20 protein-coding genes are annotated in these 19,685 nt (G+C 42.6%); 10 read left to right on the forward strand and 10 right to left on the reverse strand.

All coding sequences use genetic code 11. From position 1 onward, the window contains the following. Nucleotides 1–59: 59 nt before the first annotated feature. The 4 genes from CRG89_RS01770 to CRG89_RS01785 are packed head-to-tail and all read right to left on the reverse strand — an operon-like array spanning nt 60 to nt 2,725. Nucleotides 60–413: a winged helix-turn-helix domain-containing protein gene (locus tag CRG89_RS01770; protein ID WP_103286659.1), complete on the reverse strand. Its 354-nt coding sequence runs from the start codon at nt 411–413 to the stop codon at nt 60–62. 6 nt (nt 414–419) lie between these two features. Next, entirely contained in the window at nt 420–1,838 is a 1,419-nt protein-coding gene (locus CRG89_RS01775) for a sialidase family protein (protein WP_103286660.1), read from the reverse strand. A gap of 1 nt (nt 1,839) precedes the next feature. Then, nucleotides 1,840–2,481 (reverse strand): hypothetical protein, encoded by a 642-nt coding sequence (locus CRG89_RS01780; protein ID WP_103286661.1) that lies wholly within the window; start codon nt 2,479–2,481, stop codon nt 1,840–1,842. Nucleotides 2,482–2,536: 55 nt separating this feature from the next. Beyond that, the gene (locus CRG89_RS01785; RefSeq protein ID WP_103286662.1) at nt 2,537–2,725 is read right to left on the reverse strand and encodes a hypothetical protein; all 189 of its coding nucleotides are present in this window, start codon (nt 2,723–2,725) and stop codon (nt 2,537–2,539) included. A 193-nt stretch (nt 2,726–2,918) separates the two neighbouring features. Here CRG89_RS01785 and CRG89_RS01790 point away from each other — a divergent pair, with 193 nt between their 5' ends. From CRG89_RS01790 to pdo, 6 genes are all read left to right on the forward strand, one after another. After that, nucleotides 2,919–3,887 carry a bile acid:sodium symporter family protein gene (locus tag CRG89_RS01790; RefSeq protein WP_103286663.1) on the forward strand — a complete coding sequence of 323 codons (969 nt, stop codon included), beginning with the start codon at nt 2,919–2,921 and terminating at the stop codon, nt 3,885–3,887. A gap of 67 nt (nt 3,888–3,954) precedes the next feature. Next, entirely contained in the window at nt 3,955–5,298 is a 1,344-nt protein-coding gene (locus tag CRG89_RS01795; protein WP_103286664.1) for a YcaO-like family protein, read from the forward strand. Nucleotides 5,299–5,328: 30 nt separating this feature from the next. Continuing rightward, entirely contained in the window at nt 5,329–6,018 is a 690-nt protein-coding gene (locus CRG89_RS01800) for a TfuA-like protein (RefSeq protein ID WP_103286665.1), read from the forward strand. A gap of 49 nt (nt 6,019–6,067) precedes the next feature. Continuing rightward, nucleotides 6,068–7,117, forward strand: coding sequence for an ABC transporter permease (locus CRG89_RS01805; RefSeq protein ID WP_197706607.1), 1,050 nt, complete (start codon nt 6,068–6,070; stop codon nt 7,115–7,117). Nucleotides 7,118–7,141: 24 nt separating this feature from the next. Continuing rightward, complete coding sequence (locus CRG89_RS01810; RefSeq protein ID WP_103286666.1) at nt 7,142–8,521, forward strand: ABC transporter permease; 1,380 nt, start codon at nt 7,142–7,144, stop codon at nt 8,519–8,521. A 128-nt stretch (nt 8,522–8,649) separates the two neighbouring features. Next, nucleotides 8,650–9,309: a protein disulfide oxidoreductase gene (pdo, locus tag CRG89_RS01815; RefSeq protein ID WP_197706606.1), complete on the forward strand. Its 660-nt coding sequence runs from the start codon at nt 8,650–8,652 to the stop codon at nt 9,307–9,309. Between the two features lie 199 nt (nt 9,310–9,508). On the opposite strand, the gene argF is transcribed toward pdo, so the two are convergent. The 5 genes from argF to CRG89_RS01835 all read right to left on the reverse strand — a co-directional run bounded on the left by argF (nt 9,509) and on the right by CRG89_RS01835 (nt 12,880). Beyond that, nucleotides 9,509–10,549 (reverse strand): ornithine carbamoyltransferase, encoded by a 1,041-nt coding sequence (gene argF / locus CRG89_RS01820; RefSeq protein WP_197706605.1) that lies wholly within the window; start codon nt 10,547–10,549, stop codon nt 9,509–9,511. Between the two features lie 17 nt (nt 10,550–10,566). Continuing rightward, complete coding sequence (gene ftsY / locus CRG89_RS01825; protein ID WP_103286668.1) at nt 10,567–11,490, reverse strand: signal recognition particle-docking protein FtsY; 924 nt, start codon at nt 11,488–11,490, stop codon at nt 10,567–10,569. A 38-nt stretch (nt 11,491–11,528) separates the two neighbouring features. Continuing rightward, nucleotides 11,529–11,975, reverse strand: a complete 447-nt coding sequence (gene pfdA, locus CRG89_RS01830) for a prefoldin subunit alpha (RefSeq protein WP_103286669.1) — start codon at nt 11,973–11,975, stop codon at nt 11,529–11,531. Between the two features lie 108 nt (nt 11,976–12,083). Beyond that, entirely contained in the window at nt 12,084–12,245 is a 162-nt protein-coding gene (locus CRG89_RS08565) for a DUF629 domain-containing protein (protein WP_148695264.1), read from the reverse strand. A 32-nt stretch (nt 12,246–12,277) separates the two neighbouring features. After that, nucleotides 12,278–12,880 (reverse strand): superoxide dismutase, encoded by a 603-nt coding sequence (locus CRG89_RS01835; protein WP_197706604.1) that lies wholly within the window; start codon nt 12,878–12,880, stop codon nt 12,278–12,280. A gap of 58 nt (nt 12,881–12,938) precedes the next feature. Here CRG89_RS01835 and CRG89_RS01840 point away from each other — a divergent pair, with 58 nt between their 5' ends. Both CRG89_RS01840 and CRG89_RS01845 read left to right on the forward strand, forming a co-directional pair. Next, nucleotides 12,939–13,925 carry a PfkB family carbohydrate kinase gene (locus tag CRG89_RS01840; RefSeq protein ID WP_245859264.1) on the forward strand — a complete coding sequence of 329 codons (987 nt, stop codon included), beginning with the start codon at nt 12,939–12,941 and terminating at the stop codon, nt 13,923–13,925. Between the two features lie 289 nt (nt 13,926–14,214). After that, nucleotides 14,215–16,971, forward strand: coding sequence for a S8 family serine peptidase (locus tag CRG89_RS01845; RefSeq protein ID WP_103286672.1), 2,757 nt, complete (start codon nt 14,215–14,217; stop codon nt 16,969–16,971). A gap of 74 nt (nt 16,972–17,045) precedes the next feature. On the opposite strand, the gene pckA is transcribed toward CRG89_RS01845, so the two are convergent. Beyond that, nucleotides 17,046–18,635, reverse strand: a complete 1,590-nt coding sequence (pckA, locus tag CRG89_RS01850) for a phosphoenolpyruvate carboxykinase (ATP) (protein WP_103286673.1) — start codon at nt 18,633–18,635, stop codon at nt 17,046–17,048. 104 nt (nt 18,636–18,739) lie between these two features. Here pckA and CRG89_RS01855 point away from each other — a divergent pair, with 104 nt between their 5' ends. Next, nucleotides 18,740–19,111, forward strand: a complete 372-nt coding sequence (locus CRG89_RS01855; protein WP_103286674.1) for a 50S ribosomal protein L32e — start codon at nt 18,740–18,742, stop codon at nt 19,109–19,111. A gap of 32 nt (nt 19,112–19,143) precedes the next feature. Further along, nucleotides 19,144–19,590, forward strand: coding sequence for a 50S ribosomal protein L19e (locus tag CRG89_RS01860; protein WP_197706603.1), 447 nt, complete (start codon nt 19,144–19,146; stop codon nt 19,588–19,590). The last annotated feature ends 95 nt before the right edge of the window (nt 19,591–19,685 follow it).

The raw sequence follows: 19,685 nt of genomic DNA on the forward strand, positions 1-19,685 counted from the left end.
ATATACTGTTTTTATAGCATAGATCCATCCATCAACCCATCCATCAATCTATATATACATCATCTCTTCCTACTGCTTATCCTATTTTTATCTAGCAATCGTATAAGTTCTTTATATATCTCTGTGAAATAAACGCCTTTTTCTGTGATCTCTATATGCTTATCTGAGATGGTTATCAACCCTTGCTTTGCTAGAATATCAAGGTATCTGTTGAGCGTTCTATTGTCAACATTCAACCTCTTCTGTATAGATGACTTCTTTTGCGCTCCATCCTTTAGTAGCATGAGTATGAGACCACTTATCTCGGTTGACGTTCTTCTATACACTCTACTGATTAGATGGTACTTGTATTTTGGCTTTATGTGTATTACATATGCATAATCTACAATTATAGCAGGTATATCATCTAACAATAACTATTAGATTATGCTTCTTACTGTAAATCGATAATTGGGATCATCGCTCTTACCAAAGTAATACCCAAGTTTAACATGGGAGCAGTTGGGCTCAACGCATACCTTCTCACTCCATGCAATGTATACACCTCTACCCTTACTTAACATGCTAACATCATCTACCATAAGACCATCAACCACCTTGGTTAAAGAGAATGTAAGACCAGAGTCCCTACTCCCTATGTACACTATGCTATTGCTATTATAATTCTTGCTGTTACTCTTTGCCCCATCAACATCTCCAACCACTAGTATGCTTACAGCATTACCCTCAACATCTAGCATTACATTCCTTATATCATGGGCATCAATACCAATGGTCATAGCATCTCTCATATCCTTGCCATACATACTTGCAAACTGTACTCCATCCTCTACTATCCATACTATGCATGCTAATGGACCATCTGCCTTCACTATAGGAGATCTACCTTTACCAATACTTACTGCCTCACTGAAACTCCTTCCCCCATCGTTGCTGTATCTAGCGTATATGGTGAAGCCATAAACATCCTCTTTCTTCCTACTCCTATTATCATCGTCACCATCACCAATACTACTACTGCTAGCATACTCCTTGCTCATCCATACAGTGTACAGATTGCTACCTTCAACATCCATAGACACAAAGCCAGAATCATGATCAAGGTTGCTAAGGATTACAGGATCAGAGAATGTATTACCATCATCATAACTTGCTCTAAACATAACAGCAAATACTCCTTGGGTGTTATCATGCCATGCTAAATACATATTTGAGCCCTCAGCAACAAGCACAGGAGCCTCTGACTCTCCATCACTATTACTTACATTAATAACATCTGAGAATGTTGAGCCACCATCCCTGCTAACCCTCAACAGTATCTCACTATTGCCATATGTTAGATCTACCCATGCAACATATACAGTTGGTCCATTAGCATCTATCGTTGGATACTCAGAGTCACCATCATTGCTGCTAAGGTTGATGGTGGAGAATGTTAGAGCACCATCCTTGCTGTTACTCAAGAAGATATCATACTGCCCATTTACCTCCCCACTCCATAGTAGATTTACGTAGGAGCCTTTTGCTACAATCCCCCTCACCCTTACACCATCAACCCCTTCAGTACTAACCAGTATGGGCTCTCCAAATGTTAAGCCTCCATCGCTACTTACCTTCAGCATCACACCATCCTTCACAGGGTCATACCATGCTATGTACACATCAGAACCCTCAACATCCATCACAACATCTGCATCTAGCATACTATTTGCTAGCATAAGATCCTCACCCTCTATTATGGATCTTAATGGTATAACCCCAATGCCAATGTACTGCATCACAGCATATGCAAGTAGTGAGGATATGAGCAGTAGTATAAGGCCTTTATCCCTTATCATATCATCCCCATGTTAAGAGTGGAGAGAGCATTGCTTTACCACCATCTGGTGCAGAGTCCATGAGGTAATCTGGCTGACCATGCACTGCTGTATCAACATTTACCATCACATCAACACTCCACCAGAAGAGTATTGGTTCACCTATAACCCTAGTATCCAGATCTATATCAACTCTATTACCCCTCATATCCTCTACCTTAAGCATTGGTATTAGCCACTCATTACTGCTTGCATTAAATACAGCAAGGTACCAACCTTTAACACTCAAACCCTGCTCCTCAGGGAAGTAAGGTATGACCAACTTGTACTCCCTCTTCTGTAGTGATGCTGTTATGTACTCTATGCTCCATATGTACACTACCTCATATCCATCCCTGTAATGCTCTATGCCATCTGCAAGCTCTATGCTGAATAGCAGCCCATCATCAACCCTCTTCACACTAGCATTGAGTATATCATGGTAGCCTCTTACCATTGGTACAGGTTTGTTTGGGAAGAGGGGGAGTGCATCTGCATCGCCTTTAACATCCTTGATGCTTGATGCTGCTGGTATACTTGGTATGGTTAGTATGAGCAAGCCTGATGCTATCAGTATTATGCTTATAGCAAAGAGTATATTACGCTTACGTAGCAGACTACTCATTCTATCATATACTCAGGTAAGGATTTGTTATAAAACTTCTCTATACACATGAATGCTATAGTTGCTCCTTCCCTTGTATTGTATTAACAACTATCTCTTTAAGCCTATCTGGTATATCATACTTTGCTAGTGCCTTTGTAGGATTGCTTAACAACTCCTTCCTGAACTCTGGATTCTTTGCAGCCTCTAGGAATATGCTGTTTAGTATCTCTAACTCCTTGGCATCTATCTCCTCTATACCCATTGGGATGGTTGCAGATAACCAACATATAATGTTTATTAGTATCTAACAGATGCTGTATGTTACAATCACCACCATTACCATTACCATTCTTGTAGAGATTGGTTAAAGGGGTCATATCTTATAGCCAGATAACATCTATATAGTTTGTTAGGTTAAAGCGTAGAGAATAGAGATAGAGAGAGGAGGTTGTTACTTGCCAATAGTTGAGTACATATCAAAGTTAATAGTAAGAAGGGCAGTCTGGTTGGTTCTATGCTCACTTGTTTTAGGCATCTTCTTCTCTAATATCTCCCTTGCTTACCTCTTACCTCTCATTCCTGTATTCCTTGCAGGCATGATGGGGTCTGCTGGGTTGATGATAACGATGAGAGATCTCTTCAGATCAGGGATAAATGTATCCAAGATCTCCATAATACTTGCATCACAGTTCATCCTCTCTACATCTGTAGGCTTTATACTAGCATTGATCTTCTTCAATGTCATATCAGACCTTCCTAATCTTGCACTTGGACAGGTACTCCATGGTGCCATGCCTAGTGAGCAGACAACCCCTGTATGGATAAGGCTTACAGGTGGTAATACAGCACTTGGCATAGCAACGCTCATACTCTCCACCATAGCAAGTCCGTTTGTATCACCTGTCATGGTGCTATTGTTTGCTGGGAGATGGGTTAATCTTGAGTATATGTTGATGTTTGAATCACTACTCTTAAGTGTTATGCTCCCTGTGGTTGTAGGCTCGTTTATACGCTCCAAGTACAATGCTATGGCTAGGTATGATAATGTCTTTTCTGCAGCATCAATTCTATTTGCACTACCAACTGTAGCAATAGTAGGTGCACTAGCAGCATCATTCCTCTCCCTACAACCATTATCCATAGTACTCTTAGCAGTAGTTGCTTCTCTTGCACACTTTGTATCTACCTTGCTTGCAGGGCTAGCAATATCAAAGGTACTAAGGTGGGATGCCCTAGACACCCCTGTCTCAATCTACAACTTGAGCATGAAGGAGTTTACTGTAACGCTTGGTGTTATAACCATGACAGGATTAGAGCCAGAGGTAGGTGTTCCTGCATCTATATATGGGATGATGCATATGGCTTCAGCTCCTATAATAGCAAGATGGTTATATTCTACACAGATTAGGAAGAATACATCATAACCTACTTAAGAGAATGGTAAACTAAGCCTTAATTATAAATAAATAACATGGCATCTTAGCACTATACATGTTTGAGCTTAGAAGCCAGAAGTATGTAGATAACATGCCCAAGGTAATGCATGTGAAGGAGACACTCAAGAAGGCATTACCTATAGCAAGGAGCATAGGTGTTACAAGACTTGCAGATATAACCCATCTAGATCTGCTAAGGATACCAAACTACTCTGCAGTTCTCCCTGGTACAGATGATTACATATGGGTGTACAGTGGCAAGGGTCCAACTAGAGAGCATGCAAAGGCAAGTGCTGTGATGGAGAGCATAGAGCGCTACTCTGCATTAGCAAGCGTATTCTTCAATGAGGGAAGGAGTAACAGCATACTAAGGAGTAGCATGGCTGAGATGGTGAGGAAGTATGGAAGGGAGCACGTACTTCATCCAGATGATGTAGTTGAAGCGGTGAGTCCAAACTACAATGAGTATATGAGGATGGACTTCCTTGAGGGTTATGATCTAATTAGCAGGGAGCATGTATGGGTACCTGCTGGTCTTGTATTGACTAGATATGATGTTGTTGCTAGCAGGAATGGAGCCTTCAATCCATTCCTCTACTCCCATAGCAATGGTCTTGCATCTGGCAATAGTGTAGAGGAGGCTATACTACAGGCATTATGCGAGGTTATAGAGAGGGATGCTGTGAGCATTGCTGAGTTGAGATCTAGTGTATTGCAATTCCATGTATTGAAGAATAGCATAGAGCAGTTAAGGGCATATGGGCTTAGGTTAAGGGATATAGAGCATCACTACGTTGATGACCCAAGCATATACCCTGAGGTTGATCTAAGCGGTGTTGAGCATCCTCATGCTAGATATCTAATCTCTAGGTTTGAGCAAGAAGGTATACCACTTCTAGTTAAGGATATAACATCAGATATTGGTGTACCAACGTTCATAGCAACTAGCATACAATGGATTACACATGATTATGGCTACCTTGCTGAGGGTCATGGCACCCATCCAAACAAGGATGTGGCATTGATAAGAGCCATAACTGAGGTATCACAGACTAGGGCAGCAAACATACAGGGTGCAAGGGATGATCTGAGGAGGATGAACTATGAGATGGGCAATACTGCTGAGAATAAGGCATGGCAGTTCATGCACTCAAGCAAGAGAATAGGGTATGAGAGCATAAGGGATGAGAAGAATGGAGATGTACTTGATGATATTGAGTTCATACTGGAGAGGTTGAAGGGCAGTGGCCTAAACAGGGTTATATTTGTTAACCTTACAGATGAGAGGCTTGGGGTCTCAGTTGTTAGGGTAATAGTGCCAGGGCTTGAGACGTTCAAGGTGAGCAAGAGTGTGATAGGCTCAAGGGCTATGAGGTACATGCACATCTATTCATCATGAGCGTTGGAAGGTAGTAGGTGATGTTGGTTCATGCATGTTGGTAGTGATGAGGATAAGAGTAAGAGCAAGAGTAAGATAATCATATTTCTAGGTCCAAGCTTGAGCAGGGATAAGGCTAAAAGCATACTGATAGATGCAGAGTATAAACCTCCAGCAAGGAAGGGCGATCTCTTGAAGGTTGATAGATATGCTATAATAGGGCTAATAGATGGTGTCTTCCTCCAAGACTACCCACCAACACCAATAGAGGTGTACACTGCAATTGCAAGGGGTGCAAAGGTCTTTGGTGCAGCCAGCATAGGTGCACTTAGAGCAGTTGAGTTGGAGAGGTTAGGCATGAAAGGTATTGGTACTATATTCAGGTTATACAAGCAGGGGAGGATAGAGGGGGATGATGAGGTTGCTGTTACATTCAATAGCAACGATTACTCATTGCACTCAGAAGCATTGATCGATATAAGGTATACACTCTACCATGCATACAAGGCTGGAGTTATAAGCAATGATACAAGGAGGAGGCTTGTGAGTATAGCAAAGGGGATCTACTTCCCTTACAGAACATATGATGCAATAATAGGCAAGGCAAGGGAGAAGGGTATAGGCAGTAGCGAGTTATCAGCACTCGAGTCTTACATACAATCAAATAAGAGGAGTCTTAAGGAGGAGGATAGCATAAAATTGCTTAGATTCCTAACAAAATATACCAATAATAAGATATAAATTTAGAGTTATGTGAAAGAATGAATGGATAGGTGAGTGGAAGCAAGGTATGGGTTTTGGTAGGTTCATGCTCAAGCGTACCATAAACATGTTCATAGTGCTCTTCTTCATAATCTTCATAACAATAGCGCTCCTAGGCCCAAGCATGGATAACATACTTAGGCTCTCAATAGAGCATGAGGTGAGGCAGGAGGTGGTAAACAATAGAGCATTGATAGCTGGGATGAGCACTCAAGAGCTTGAGAGGTACACTAGGGAGCAGATAGATGCAAGGATGAGGGCAATAGGGCTGGATGAGCCATGGCACTCTCCAAAGAGGCTCTGGTTCACCATGCTAAAGATACTAACATTCGATCTTGGTAGAGCATACTTCCTCATAAGTGAAGGTGGCTCAAGTAAGGTTTCAGATATAATAATGGAGAGGCTTCCAAGGACTGTGCTACTATTCACAACAGCAACAGCAATAGTTGCTGCTATTGGTGTATTAATAGGAGCATTTGCTGCAAGGAGGTATGGTAGCATTGTTGATAGGGTAAACTCTGCATTCGCTGTTATAAGCAGTAGTTTCCCTCTCTGGTGGACTGGTATGCTCATGATCCTAATCTTTGCATTCACACTCAACGTATTCCCTGCAAGGGCAACCCCTGTTGTACCAGCATCAGATCCCTCATACCCAATAGCATTGCTCTATCACATGCTGCTCCCCTTGCTCACCATGGTACTCATAGGCTTCGGCTCATGGAGTTATATAGTGAGGAACCTCATCATAGGTATACTTAGCGAGGATTTCATAATGGCAAAGAGGGCTATGGGCATACCTGAGAGGAGGATAGTCTATGCACATGCTGTAAAGAATGCAGCACCTCCAATAGTTACCATAGTCTCTCTCTCACTCTCCTCATCCATAGGTGGGGCAATAATATCTGAGGCTGTATTCGATTGGCCTGGGATAGGTAAACTGTACTTCGATGCTATAAGTGTCTTTGACCTTCCAGTGATAGTAGGGTTAACATACATAACAACACTTGTATTCCTAATCAGCATATTCATAGCAGATATACTGTATGGCTACTTCGATCCTAGAGTAAAGGTAGGCTAGTTAGCATGTAGATGGTGAGCATCAATGGGTGATCAATCCATCTCTCTAGCATACATATGGGCTGAGTTTAGGAGGAGTAGGGTAGGTCTTGCTGGACTAACTATACTGTTCATCCTTCTAGCAGTATCCATAATTGCATTCACATCAACACCACTTGAGAGGCTTAAAGAGTGGAATAATCCATCTGCATGGACATTCTATCCTAGGAGTGCAATGCCAGCATGGGTTAACGTACTCTCTTCAAGCAAGCAGCCAGAGCACCTTATACTTGAGAGGCCAGAGGTGAGCATAGAGGATTCAGACTCGTTGAGGATAGTTACGCATAGATACACCTTCAACTACGCCTATGATGAGTTCCCTAGCGACTTTATGCTGAACTACAGGATCAGGTATGAGGGTTCAGCACCATTGCTCCTACTCACCATAACTAGGCCAGATAAAGATAGCATAGAACTTGCTAGAGTATCCCTTCCATATGCTAGCAATGAACAGGTTTACGAGTCAACGCTCTTCTCAACTGATAGGGCTGTGCAGGATGGTATAGCAAATAACCTTAGCAAGTACAGGTTCTCAATAAGTAGGGATGCTACAGTAACTGCAGTATTCTCATCGTATGAGGAGAGGAGGGTTATGAAAGGGGTATATAATGTTGAGGCAAGGTTCTTCCTATTTGATGAGAGGGATGAGGTACTTGCAAGCAGATTCATAGTTGGTGGCAAGGTCTATGGCCTCCTAGGCACTGATGATCTCAGGAGGGATCTGAGCATAGGGTTGATATGGGGTGCACCTATAGCACTCTTCATAGGCATATCTGTAGCATCAATATCGGTGCTTATAGGAATGGTTTATGGTATAATCTCTGGCTACAAGGGAGGATCTACAGATGAGGTTATGATGAGGGCAAACGATGTTGTTTATGCACTACCAGCACTACCATTGCTCATCCTTCTAGCAGTATCTGTAGGGAGGAGTATACTCCTCATAGTTGCTTATCTAATAATATTTGGATGGGTAGGAATAGCAAAGGTATCTAGAAGTATAGCACTCCAGATAAAGAGCCTAGCATATGTTGAGGCAGCAGAGCTCATGGGCCAATCAAGCATTAAGATAATATTCAGGCATATATTCCCACAACTCCTGCCTTACACATTTGCAAGTATAGCCATATCAGTGCCTGGTGCAATAATAACAGAGGCTGGACTTAGTTTCTTAGGCTTAGGAGATCCTACTATGCCAACTTGGGGGCAGATACTGCATGATGCAAACCTGTATGGCGCTGCTGCAAGAGGGTTATGGTGGTGGATAGTCCCTCCAGGCTTGATGATAGCATTAACGGGACTAGCATTCGTACTCATAGGTAATGCATTGGATGCTATAGTGAATCCAAGGCTGAAGAGGCTTTAGCATATCTGCTTAGTTAGTCATTATAATCATCCCATCCCATCCCATCACATTACATTACATTACATCCCATCATTATCAGAAGCGCAAATAATCCTAATGGTTAAATACTATCTATAGCTAGCATAATCATGCTCATCCCAGCAAAGGAGCAGCAGCATATAAGGGAGATATTTGCAAAGAAGTTAAAGCATGATGTAAGGCTAGTTGTATTCACACAGGATTTTGAGTGCTCATACTGTAGGGAGAATAGAGAACTGATGGAAGAACTTGCATCACTTGCAGATGGCAAGATACATGTTGAGGTGTATGACTTCGTTGAGCATGAGGCAAAGGCTAAAGAGTATGCAATAGATAAGATACCCGCACTAGCACTGATAGGGGAGAAGGATTATGGGATAAGGTTCTTTGGGATACCTACAGGGTATGAGTTTGGTGCACTCTTGGATGATATAATAGATGTATCTAACAGGAGGACAAGGCTGGCAGATACAACTAGGGAAGTACTGAAGAGGGTAGATAAGAGCATAAACATAAAGGTATTCGTGACACCAACATGCCCATACTGTCCAAAGATGGTTAGGCTAGCACATCAGTTTGCTATGGAGAGTGATTACATAACTGCACACATGATAGAGTCAATAGAGTTCCCTCAGCTCGCAAATAGGTACAATGTTATGGCAGTGCCCAAGGTTGTGATAAATGATAGGATAGAGTTTGAGGGTGCTGTACCAGAGCCTTACTTTGCACAGTACGTGCTTGCTGCACTAGAGGATCATCAGCATACCTGATGGATGATGATGGTATAGCCTAAAGTAAACCAATCCATTAATCAATCAATCAACTAACCAACTAACATCAAGCAAGCAAGCAATAAATAAATAGCAAATAAATCCAACACACCATCATCTTTATTTCATCCATAATATTAATCCTGGATAGATTGGGCATTGATTAAGCAAGCAATCATTCATCCATCCTGTTAGTAAATTATATACCCCTACTATAACCAGATCTAGACCTCGTTAGCCTCCCAACGTCCCTACCTCTCTTCATCCTCTTATCCTCTGCATCTGTTAACAGCATATACAGTAGTGCCTTCTGTGCATGCAGCCTATTCTCTGCCTGCTGCCATACAACGGAGTGTACACCATCAATTACGCTATCTGTAACCTCCTCTCCACGCTTTGCTGGCAAGCAATGCATGAATATAACATCACTCTTCGCTAATGCTATGAGATCATCGTTGACCTGATACCTTGGTAGGAACACCTTGAGCCTCTCCTCCCTCTCAGCCTCCTTACCCATTGATACGAATGAGTCTGTATAGATTATATCAGCATCCCTTACAGCATCCCTTGGATCCTCCATGATCTCAACATAGCCATTATGCTCTCTAGCAAAGTTCACCGCATCTGCCAATGGCTCATAACCTTTAGGAGATGCAACCTTCATGATCATGCCTGTTAGTGCTGCTCCTATTATTAGGCTGTTGCATACATTGTTGCCATCACCAACCCATGCAAGCGTTAGCCCAGCAAGCTTACCCTTAACCTCCTTTATTGTTAGAAGGTCGCCAAGTATCTGACATGGATGGTATAGGTCTGATAGCATGTTTATCACTGGCACATCTGCTGCCCTAGCAAGCCTCTCAACATCGCTATGTGCATAGACTCTAGCCCCTATTGCATCAGCATACTTTGATAGTGTCCTTGCGGTATCCTCTATACTCTCTCCCCTTGAGAGTTGTATATCATTAGCATTCAGCACTATAGCATAACCTCCAAGTTCTCTCATGGCAACCTCAAAGCTCACCCTTGTTCTAGTAGATGGCTTCTGGAATATCATAACGAATACCTTATCCTTTAGCCTCTCGAATGTTCTACTTCTCCCTCCTCTTCCTCCCTTCCTCCCTCTCCTATCTCTTTTACCCTTCATCATCTCTGCAACCTTGAGGATCCTCGCTATATCCTTGCTATCCAACTCCATTAGAGTTAAGATGTGCTTCATATAACCTCCCTCCTTCCTCATCCCTCCTTCCACCTTCCTTATCTCTTACCATTACCCTCAACTATCTGCTCAACAAACTCTTCAGCATTGAATGGTACAAGATCATCGTAGCCTTGCCCTACACCAAGATACACTATTGGTTTGTTAGTAACATGCACTATTGATAGTGCAGAGCCTCCCTTGTAATCGCTATCACTCTTAGTGAGTATTATAGCATTGAAGTCTGTGTACCTCAAGAACTCCCTAGCCTGCATTATGGTATCGTTACCAGCAAGAGAGTCACCAACGAATATCTTAAGATCTGGCTTTACAACCCTTACTATCTTTGCCATCTCATCCATGAGGTTCCTGCTTGTCTGCATCCTACCTGCTGTATCTATGAGCACTGTATCTACCCTATGTGCTTTAGCATAGAGCACACCATCCCTACCTACTGCTGCTGGATCAGCACCATAGCGTTGTGCTATAACCTTTATCCCTAGCCTAGTTGCATGCTCAGTTATCTGCTCTATTGCTCCTGCTCTATGCGTATCGCCAGCAACTATAACTGAGGAGATGTTATGCTTCCTAAGCATGTTGGCAAACTTTGCTATAGTCGTTGTCTTGCCAGTACCATTTATGCCAAGGAAGAGTATGGTATAGGGCTCCTTCTCCCTATCCTTCTTGCTGTTTATTCTTTCTATTATATCTAGGGTGCCAGCGTTGTTGAATATTGAGATCATTATATCCTTGAGTGTATCCTTCACTATACTCTCATTATCCCTACTCTTATCGAACCTCTTACCTACAAGTTCCCTCTTCAGTGTATCATGAAGGTACGTTATTGTTTCATGTGCAACATCACTCTCAAGCAGTGCTATCTCTATCTCAGAGAATACCTTATCTATATCAGCCTCACTTAACTCCTTCTCGCTTAACCCCTTTACAATGTTTGAGAAGGCCTTCTTGAGTCTATCGAACATTTATGCTCTCCACCTCACAGATCTTTCTTTCTTACCTTTCAGCCCTTCTGCCTCTGCCTCTCCTCACCTTGCATCTGCTGCATGATGGAGTTCATCTCACCCCTTACACCCTCTATCCTTGACTGCAGTTCCTGCTTCTGGTTGCTGATTGAGATGAGAGCACTCTCAAGCTCCTTAACCCTAGACTCTATGTATGCTATGGCATCCTCCCTGCTCTTCTCTATTGCTACTCCAGAGCCTACACTAACCAAGAGCTTATCCTTTGTACTAACCTTGGCATGTACATAAACCCCCATGCCTATTGGCATAAGCGTGTATAGATCCCCTCCATCCTTTGCATCTAACCCCCTTATAGCATCTATTGCAAGCCTAGCATCCTGTACGAACCTGACTATGGTTGCCTCTCTAGCGATAAGATCGTTAAGGTAAGCCTCGAGCATCTTGAGTTGTGCTGCTAGGGAGTATAGTCTCTCCTCTGCGCTCATAAGTATCGTTCATTATCCCAGTTTATAAATGCATTACCTGCTTCCTACTAATAGATAGATAGATGCATTACCCTCTTCTTCATTTATTAACCCATGGGTATGCTACTACTACTCCCTTCCTCCTTCCTCTCCTCCCTCCTCCCTAACTATAATTGGTTTGAACCTGTATGCAAGGTTATCCCTATGCTCATCTACAACATGCCTCTCATAATCCTCATAACTCATGAATGATTCATCGCATAGCCTACACTTGAGCATGTACTTGCCCATGAAGAAGATATACACAAAAATAATAAATGTGGTTATGCCTTGGCCTTCCTCAGCCTTGCCTCTGCATCATCCCAGTTCACAACATTCCACCATGCATTTATGTAACTTGCCCTATCGTTCTTGTACTGTAGATAATATGCATGCTCCCAGACATCAAGCACAAGCAATGGTACTGTAGTATGGGCAGCCTGCATGTTATGCTTCTCTATGTTGAGGGTTAGGAGTTGGTCGCTACTAGGCTCATACACAAGCATAGCCCATCCTATACCCTCTACGCTCTTTGCTGTCTCTGTGAACTGTGCCTTGAATGCATCAAAACTTCCAAAGTTTGCATTTATCATATCTGCAAGCAATCCTCCAGGCTTGCCTCCTCCAGATGGCTTCATGTTTGGCCAGAATATGGAGTGTAGTATATGACCAGATAGGTGGAATGATAGGTCTCGCTCTATTGCTCTAACATCAACTCCTTGAAAGTTGTTCTTCCTTGCCTGCTCCAACTTCTCAAGGGCAGCATTTGCCCCATTAACATAAGCCTGGTGGTGCTTGCTGTGGTGCAACTCCATTATCTCCCTTGCTATGTGAGGCTCAAGTGCACTGTACGTATATGGCAGGTTTGGTAGTGTGTACTTCGCCATACCGATCAATCCTTGAACATAATCATATTAATTAAACCTTATTCTATCCAATTTGGGTGTGAGGGTAGCTGTAGCATCGCATGCAACTATAGATCACATAGTTAGGATGGATTTAGGGCTAGATGCAGATGAAGAAGGGGATAGTGTTGGTAGTGATGGAGCAGATGTACATGCAAGGGGAGGCGAGATTATAACTATAGGTGGGCCAGTATGCTATGCCAGCCTAATGGCTAGTAGACTCCATGATATAATGCTGGTGACTAGGGTTGGGATTGACTTTAGAGGGTATGCTGATACGCTGAGCAGGAAGTATGGCATAAGCATACCATCTACTGCATTCTGCGATCTACCAACCACTAGGTTTAGGCTGGTGATGATGGTTGATGGTAATAGGCAGAGTAGATCACTCTTCCTTCTTGCAAGGTGTGCAGATATAACGCAAGATACGATAGAGGAGTATATACGAGCAGGAGTTGATGCATGCATAATAAGTCCAGTGATCAATGAGATAAGCATGGATGCTATGAGGGCACTCTCTGGATCCTCTGGATTCACCTTCCTAGATCCCCAAGGTATGTTAAGGAGGGTAGATAGTAGGGATGGGAGTATAAGCCTAATGGGCAGCAGTAACCTGAAGGAATTGAGGATCGATGCTATAAAGGTTGATCTGGATGAGGCTTATGCGCTTACAGGCATGCATGGATATTCTTCACTCAATATCCTAGGCAAGTACTCAGATACCGTGATACTTAGCATGGATAATAGAGTGCTTATGCGTAGTAGAGGCAAGGTTTATGAACTTACTACAGATATTATTGCAAGCAGGGACAGCACTGGGGCAGGGGATATATTCGCTGGTGCATATACCTCAGCCTATGTGAGTAATAGAGATGTTGTATGGGCACTATGCTATGGAGTAGCAGCAGCGTATATTGCACTGGCTTCAGGTGGGTTGGGGCTGGATAAGGTACCATGTAATAGCAAGGATGTTGAGGATCATGCATATATGCTCCTAGAGAGGGTTCATTCATTAGCAGTATCTTAATGAATAGATTTACATAATGTTTATATTTACTTCATGAGTATAAACATTAATTATATCAAAGGTGGTTAATTCATACAAATGTTAAAATGAGTAAGGGGGTAGTGATGTGAAGCATGATAGTATGATGATGTATTAAGCACTATCAAGGCTTTGCATAGGTGGTTAAGGAAGTAATGAATGGATGGAGGTTATGGTTATTATAGGTTATTGTGATGGTTATAGTTATGTATGTGTTAAATTAATCCTATATGGTAAAGCATTAATTCTTGCTAGTGTATAAGTTATTATAATGTTAAAAGGGAGGGCATTACTACCAGTAGTAGTAATACCACTCATTATACTACTACTCTCGCACTCATATTTACTACTGCCATCACAATCGCTCATAACATCCATTGCCCAAGCACATACATACTCCAAGGTTATGGTAGAGTTCACTGATGCTTATACTGATGATGTAGAGCACTTACTGCTTTATCTTAGCAGCAAAGGCTATGATATCAAACCAATAGATATGCTAAGTAATGTTGCATATGGGGCTATAGCATACATACGTTCAGACCAGGTTGAGATGTTGAAGCAGGAGGAGATTGTGAAGAGGGTTAGCATTGATGAGGCTATAAGGATAGTTGATGCACAGTCCCAACCTCAACAATCTTCATCCTCATTCATATCACCAACAAGCTTTGAGATAATAGGGCTTAGCAGAATACAAGGCATGAGAGATGGGCATGGTAGAGCATTGACAGGAGAGGGTATAAAGGTAGCATTGATAGATACTGGAGTAGATTACACACATAAGGACCTTTATGGGTTTGGTAAGGATGGCAAGGTCATAGCAGGTTATGACTTCCTTGATAAGGATGATGATCCATTAGATGTTGATGGTCATGGGACTGCCGTTGCAGGGATAATAGCTGCTGATGGTGAGATGAAGGGTATAGCACCAAAGGCCAAACTACTAGCATACAAGATAGCCTCTGGTAGCAACTACACATCCTCACTAGATATAGTTAGAGCGTTGGAGAGAGCAGCAAGGGATGGTGCAGATATAGTGAATATAAGCATAGGTATGGATAGGGTTAATGAGGATATAGATAATGCTGTGAACAACCTTGTAAGGAAAGGTGTAGTGGTTGTTGTAGCAGCAGGGAACAGTGGGCAGAATGGTATGGGGAGTCCAGCAACAGCAAAGGATGCTATAACTGTTGGTGCAACATTAAGCACTCCATCAAGTATGATCGCTACACTCAAGATAAACGATGCAAAGTTTGAGGCAATACCCATGCTTGGCTCTGCAATAGATGGTGATGAGAGCATAATAAGAGGAGAATTGGTGTATACTAACTTTGCTACAGCAAGGGATGTTAATGGTTTGGACCTTAAGGGTAAGATAGTGCTTGCAGAGAGGGGAGGTCCTGTGCAGATAGTGAATGGGGTTGAGAGGAGGGAGGTTGTATACTTCTCTGACAAGGAGAGGAATGTTTCAAGTAAAGGTGCTATAGCACTTATAGTGTATAACAACGAGCCTGGATTATTCTATGGCACGCTTATACATGATAACAACTCATCAGACTATAGACCAAGTATACCAGTTGTATCCATATCTAGAGAGGATGGTCTAAGGATCAAGGAGATGTTGGATAAGGGAGTAGTATCTAGCATAGAGTTGAGGATATTCTCAAAGCCAGATCTGGTTGCTTCGTTCAGCTCAAAGGGTCCAGCATCACCATTCTACATCAAGCCAGATCTGGTTGCTCCTGGCGCTGGGATAAACTCCACTAGCCTTAATGGTTCATATGCAATGAACACTGGCACAAGTTTTGCTGCACCCCATGTGAGTGCAGCAGCAGCACTCCTCCTCCAGAAGCATCCAGATCTGAGACCTGAGGAAGTAGCATCTCTGCTTATAACAACTGCAGAGCCTATAACAGATATATATGATGAGCCATATCCATTAGATTCTGCTGGTTCTGGTAGGCTTGCGGTGGATAAGGCACTGAGTGCAGAGTTCGTTGCTTTGCCACATACTCTGATGTTCTATCTAAACCCTGGGGAGGATGCTAAGGTGAGCAAGAGCATAACGTTGAGGGCACTTGAGCCGTATAGATTTGATGATAGTAGTAATGGTAGCAATAGCATACTGGTACAATGGCAAGGCAAGGTTGATGATGATGATGGAGTTGATGTGGATACTGAGGTTCAGATCATAAGTGAGAGGAATGCAATAATACATGTTACTGTTAGTACACTTAAAGCAAGTGGTGATGGGAGCAGGTATGAGGGCAGGTTAATTGTAAGAAGTAGCAATGGTCCAACTATACTCTCAATACCCATGAGCATCTACATAAACCCTGTATCAATCCATGCTAAAAACTCAGATGGTATGCTTCTCCTCTCACTGGATGGTAGAGAAGGCTGGAAGTCTGCAAGGGTCAAGGTTACAGATCCAGTAAGTATGAAGAGCAGGTTGGTAACACTCACACCTGATAGTAGATCAGCAGGTATTCCAGTGATCAACAAGGGTGAGTACTGGATAGATGCATCAGTTATCACAGATAGCGGTATGCTAAAGGCATTATCAACTGTAGAGGTTAACAGTGTAGGCAATGGCGTGGTACTTGTTGAGTCACAATCACTGCCCATAAGAGAGATCTTCATACTCATGGGGTTTGTAGGCATGGTTGTGGTTATAGCATTGGTACTAAGCAGGAGGCATGGTCATGATGATGCTATAGATGGTAGTTATGCAATTAGTAATGATACGAGGCATGGTTCTTCTGATGCTGACAATCCTATTGTGCATGCAAAAGAGGGGCAGGATGTGCACAAGGATATTGAATATGAGTTGGAGAGCCCATCAACAGACACAAAAATGGATGGTGTAGGAGGAGATGTAGATGTAGGTTCAATGGAGCGTATAGCAAATCATGAAGGCGTTGATGATGTTGAGATGGATAAGATGAGGGGTGGGAAGAAGGACGATAGGGAAGGTAAAGATTATGATGGTGGTGATGGTAAGGTTGATAGTAGTACTAGCAATTAATAATTACATCAAAAGGCAGTTAACGCTATTATTAATTAATTAATGGTTGGTTGATCAGGAAGTCGTTAATAGGATTACACATCGTATACTCTAGGCCCAGCCTCAACTACCTCCTTAGGCACATCCTTGAACTTCTTGAAGTTCTCAACGAAGAGCCTTGCAAGTCTCTTTGCTGCAATATCATATGCATCCTTCTCCTGCCAACTCTCCCTAGGGATGAGTATGTTATCTGGTACTCCTGGGCATGATGTTGGTATATCAAGGTTGAATATCCCATCATTAACAAACCTTGCCTTCTCTATCTCCCCGCTTATAGCAGCCTTCACCATTGCCCTACTATACTCTATCTTTATCCTCTCACCAACTCCATATGGCCCTCCTATCCATCCAGTGTTTATTAGGTATGTTCTTGTGCCATACTTCTCTATCCTCTCTCCAAGCATCTTAGCATATACCATAGCAGGTCTAGGCATGAATGGAGCAGCAAAGCATACTGAGAACGTCTCCTTCGGCTTTGTTACACCTCTCTCAGTGCCTGCCAACTTACTCGTGTAGCCTGATAGGAAGTGGTACATAGCACCTTCCTTACTGAGCCTTGCTATAGGAGGTAGCACTCCAAACGCATCTGCTGTAAGGAAGATTATAACCTTTGGATGAGGTCCCTTGCTTGGTATTATGGAGTTTGGTATGTACTCTAGAGGGTATGCTACTCTAGTATTCTCTGTTATGCTTGCATCCTTGTAGTCTGGATTACCACTCTCATCAAGGACAACATTCTCCATTATTGCTCCATATCTTATAGCCTCCCATATCTGTGGCTCCTTCTCTCTGCTCAGGTTTATGCATTTAGCATAGCACCCTCCCTCAAAGTTGAATACACCATCATCAGACCATCCATGCTCATCATCCCCTATGAGCATCCTGCTAGTATCTGCAGATAGGCTTGTCTTCCCTGTACCAGAGAGTCCAAAGAACAATGCTACATCTCCATCTCTACCCATGTTTGCTGCACAGTGCATTGGCATTATACCCTTCTCTGGGAGGTAGTAGTTCATTGCAGAGAATACAGCCTTCTTTATCTCCCCAGCATACGAGGTTCCTCCTATAAGGGTTATCCTCTTTGTAAGGTTTAGGATTATGAAGACCTCGCTCCTAACCTTATCCCTTGCAGGATCAGCAAAGAACCCTGTTATGGATGTTACTGTAAATGTTGGCTCAAACTTATCTAACTCACTATCCTTAGGCCTTATGAATAGGTTCCTTGCAAATAGGCTCTGCCATGCTGTATCTGTTACAACCCTTAGGTTGAGCCTTGCCTTCTCATCTGCCCCAGCATAACCATCAAACACAAAGAGCTCCTTGCCATTAAGGTACTCTACAACTCTCTTGCAGAGTGCATCGAACGCATCTGGCTCGAATGGATGGTTAACGTTACCCCAATCTACAGCATCATCTGTATACTCATCCCTGACTATGAACTTGTCATCAGGGGACCTTCCAGTGTACTTGCCAGTGTAGACTGTTAGTGCACCATTTGATGCTAGGGTACCCTCTCTCCTCTCAAGAGCCATCCTTACAAGATCATCAACAGAAGGGTTCCTGTACACCTTGCTTGGGCTTATAGAATAACCGTTTATGCTCAGTTCAAGCCCATTAAAGTCCATAGGGATGGGCATAATGATGGGTTATTTAACTATTTGTAGAGCTTCTCCTTTCCTTACAGAATAGAAATATATTTAACTGGAGGGGCAAAGTAAGAGATCTTGTCATGATAAACAAGGAGTTGCTGGAACTCAGGAGGGCAGTGAAGGCAAGGAAGCCTGAATTCGTTAGGCAGGAGAGTTGGAGGTACAAGCGTGTCAAGGAGAACTGGAGGAAGCCCAAGGGTATAGATAGCAAGATGCGCTTACAGGTTAAAGGCTGGCCAAAGATAGTGAAGGTAGGCTATAGAGGGCCTAGAGTAGCAAGGTACCTTCATCCATCTGGCTATAGAGATGTGTTGGTTCATAATGTTGAGGAGTTGAGTAGATTAGATGCTTCAAGGGATGCAGCAAGGATAGCATCTACTGTAGGTGCAAGGAAGAGAGCAATGATTATAAGCAAGGCTAAAGAGTTGGGTATAAAGGTTTTAAATCCATGAGTCATGATGGGTGAGGATGGGGTGTTATTGCTATGAACCTTAAGAACAAGCGTAAACTTGCTGCTAGAGCATTGGGAGTAGGAGCAAACAGGATAAAGTTTGACCCAAATTATCTTGAGGATGTTGAGGATGCTATAACTAGGGCAGATATGAGGAGTCTATTGACTGCAAGGACCATACTCATCAAGAGTATAAAGGGTACATCTAGGGGAAGGGCAAGGATAAAGCATGCTAAAGAGAAGAAGAGGGGTAAAGGCAAAGGCTCTAAGGAAGGGAAGAAGAGTGCAAGACAGGGCAAGAAGGAGTTGTGGGTAACGAAGGTTAGGGCATACAGGAGGTATCTGAAGGTCTTGAAGGATAGGAAGGAGATAAGCAACAAAGTGTTCTGGTCATTGTATAGGAGGATAAAGGGAGGACAGGTAAGATCTTTAGCACATCTAAGGTCTCTTGTTGAAGAGGAGAAGAGAAAACAAGTGTGATTATAATAATAGTGTATTGAATCTAATTCTTTTGATCGCTATATATATCAGAAAGTGATATTCATCTTTAATGAAGTCAAGAGTAGTTAGATTAC

This window comes from Candidatus Nitrosocaldus islandicus (assembly GCF_002906215.1).
In the GTDB taxonomy this organism is placed as follows: Archaea; Thermoproteota; Nitrososphaeria; order Nitrososphaerales; family Nitrosocaldaceae; genus Nitrosocaldus; species Nitrosocaldus cavascurensis.

Bases quoted from the DNA above. Each gene is read 5' to 3' on its own strand.
- CRG89_RS01775 (WP_103286660.1), bottom strand. From the start codon at position 1,838: ATGATAAGGGATAAAGGCCTTATACTACTGCTCATATCCTCACTACTT.
- CRG89_RS01780 (WP_103286661.1), bottom strand. From the start codon at position 2,481: ATGAGTAGTCTGCTACGTAAGCGTAATATACTCTTTGCTATAAGCATA.
- CRG89_RS01785 (WP_103286662.1), bottom strand. From the start codon at position 2,725: ATGGGTATAGAGGAGATAGATGCCAAGGAGTTAGAGATACTAAACAGC.
- CRG89_RS01795 (WP_103286664.1), top strand. From the start codon at position 3,955: ATGTTTGAGCTTAGAAGCCAGAAGTATGTAGATAACATGCCCAAGGTA.
- CRG89_RS01800 (WP_103286665.1), top strand. From the start codon at position 5,329: ATGCATGTTGGTAGTGATGAGGATAAGAGTAAGAGCAAGAGTAAGATA.
- CRG89_RS01805 (WP_197706607.1), top strand. From the start codon at position 6,068: ATGGGTTTTGGTAGGTTCATGCTCAAGCGTACCATAAACATGTTCATA.
- CRG89_RS01810 (WP_103286666.1), top strand. From the start codon at position 7,142: ATGGGTGATCAATCCATCTCTCTAGCATACATATGGGCTGAGTTTAGG.
- pdo (WP_197706606.1), top strand. From the start codon at position 8,650: ATGCTCATCCCAGCAAAGGAGCAGCAGCATATAAGGGAGATATTTGCA.
- argF (WP_197706605.1), bottom strand. From the start codon at position 10,549: ATGAGGAAGGAGGGAGGTTATATGAAGCACATCTTAACTCTAATGGAG.
- ftsY (WP_103286668.1), bottom strand. From the start codon at position 11,490: ATGTTCGATAGACTCAAGAAGGCCTTCTCAAACATTGTAAAGGGGTTA.
- pfdA (WP_103286669.1), bottom strand. From the start codon at position 11,975: ATGAGCGCAGAGGAGAGACTATACTCCCTAGCAGCACAACTCAAGATG.
- CRG89_RS08565 (WP_148695264.1), bottom strand. From the start codon at position 12,245: ATGGGCAAGTACATGCTCAAGTGTAGGCTATGCGATGAATCATTCATG.
- CRG89_RS01835 (WP_197706604.1), bottom strand. From the start codon at position 12,880: ATGGCGAAGTACACACTACCAAACCTGCCATATACGTACAGTGCACTT.
- CRG89_RS01845 (WP_103286672.1), top strand. From the start codon at position 14,215: ATGTTAAAAGGGAGGGCATTACTACCAGTAGTAGTAATACCACTCATT.
- pckA (WP_103286673.1), bottom strand. From the start codon at position 18,635: ATGGACTTTAATGGGCTTGAACTGAGCATAAACGGTTATTCTATAAGC.
- CRG89_RS01855 (WP_103286674.1), top strand. From the start codon at position 18,740: ATGATAAACAAGGAGTTGCTGGAACTCAGGAGGGCAGTGAAGGCAAGG.
- CRG89_RS01860 (WP_197706603.1), top strand. From the start codon at position 19,144: ATGAACCTTAAGAACAAGCGTAAACTTGCTGCTAGAGCATTGGGAGTA.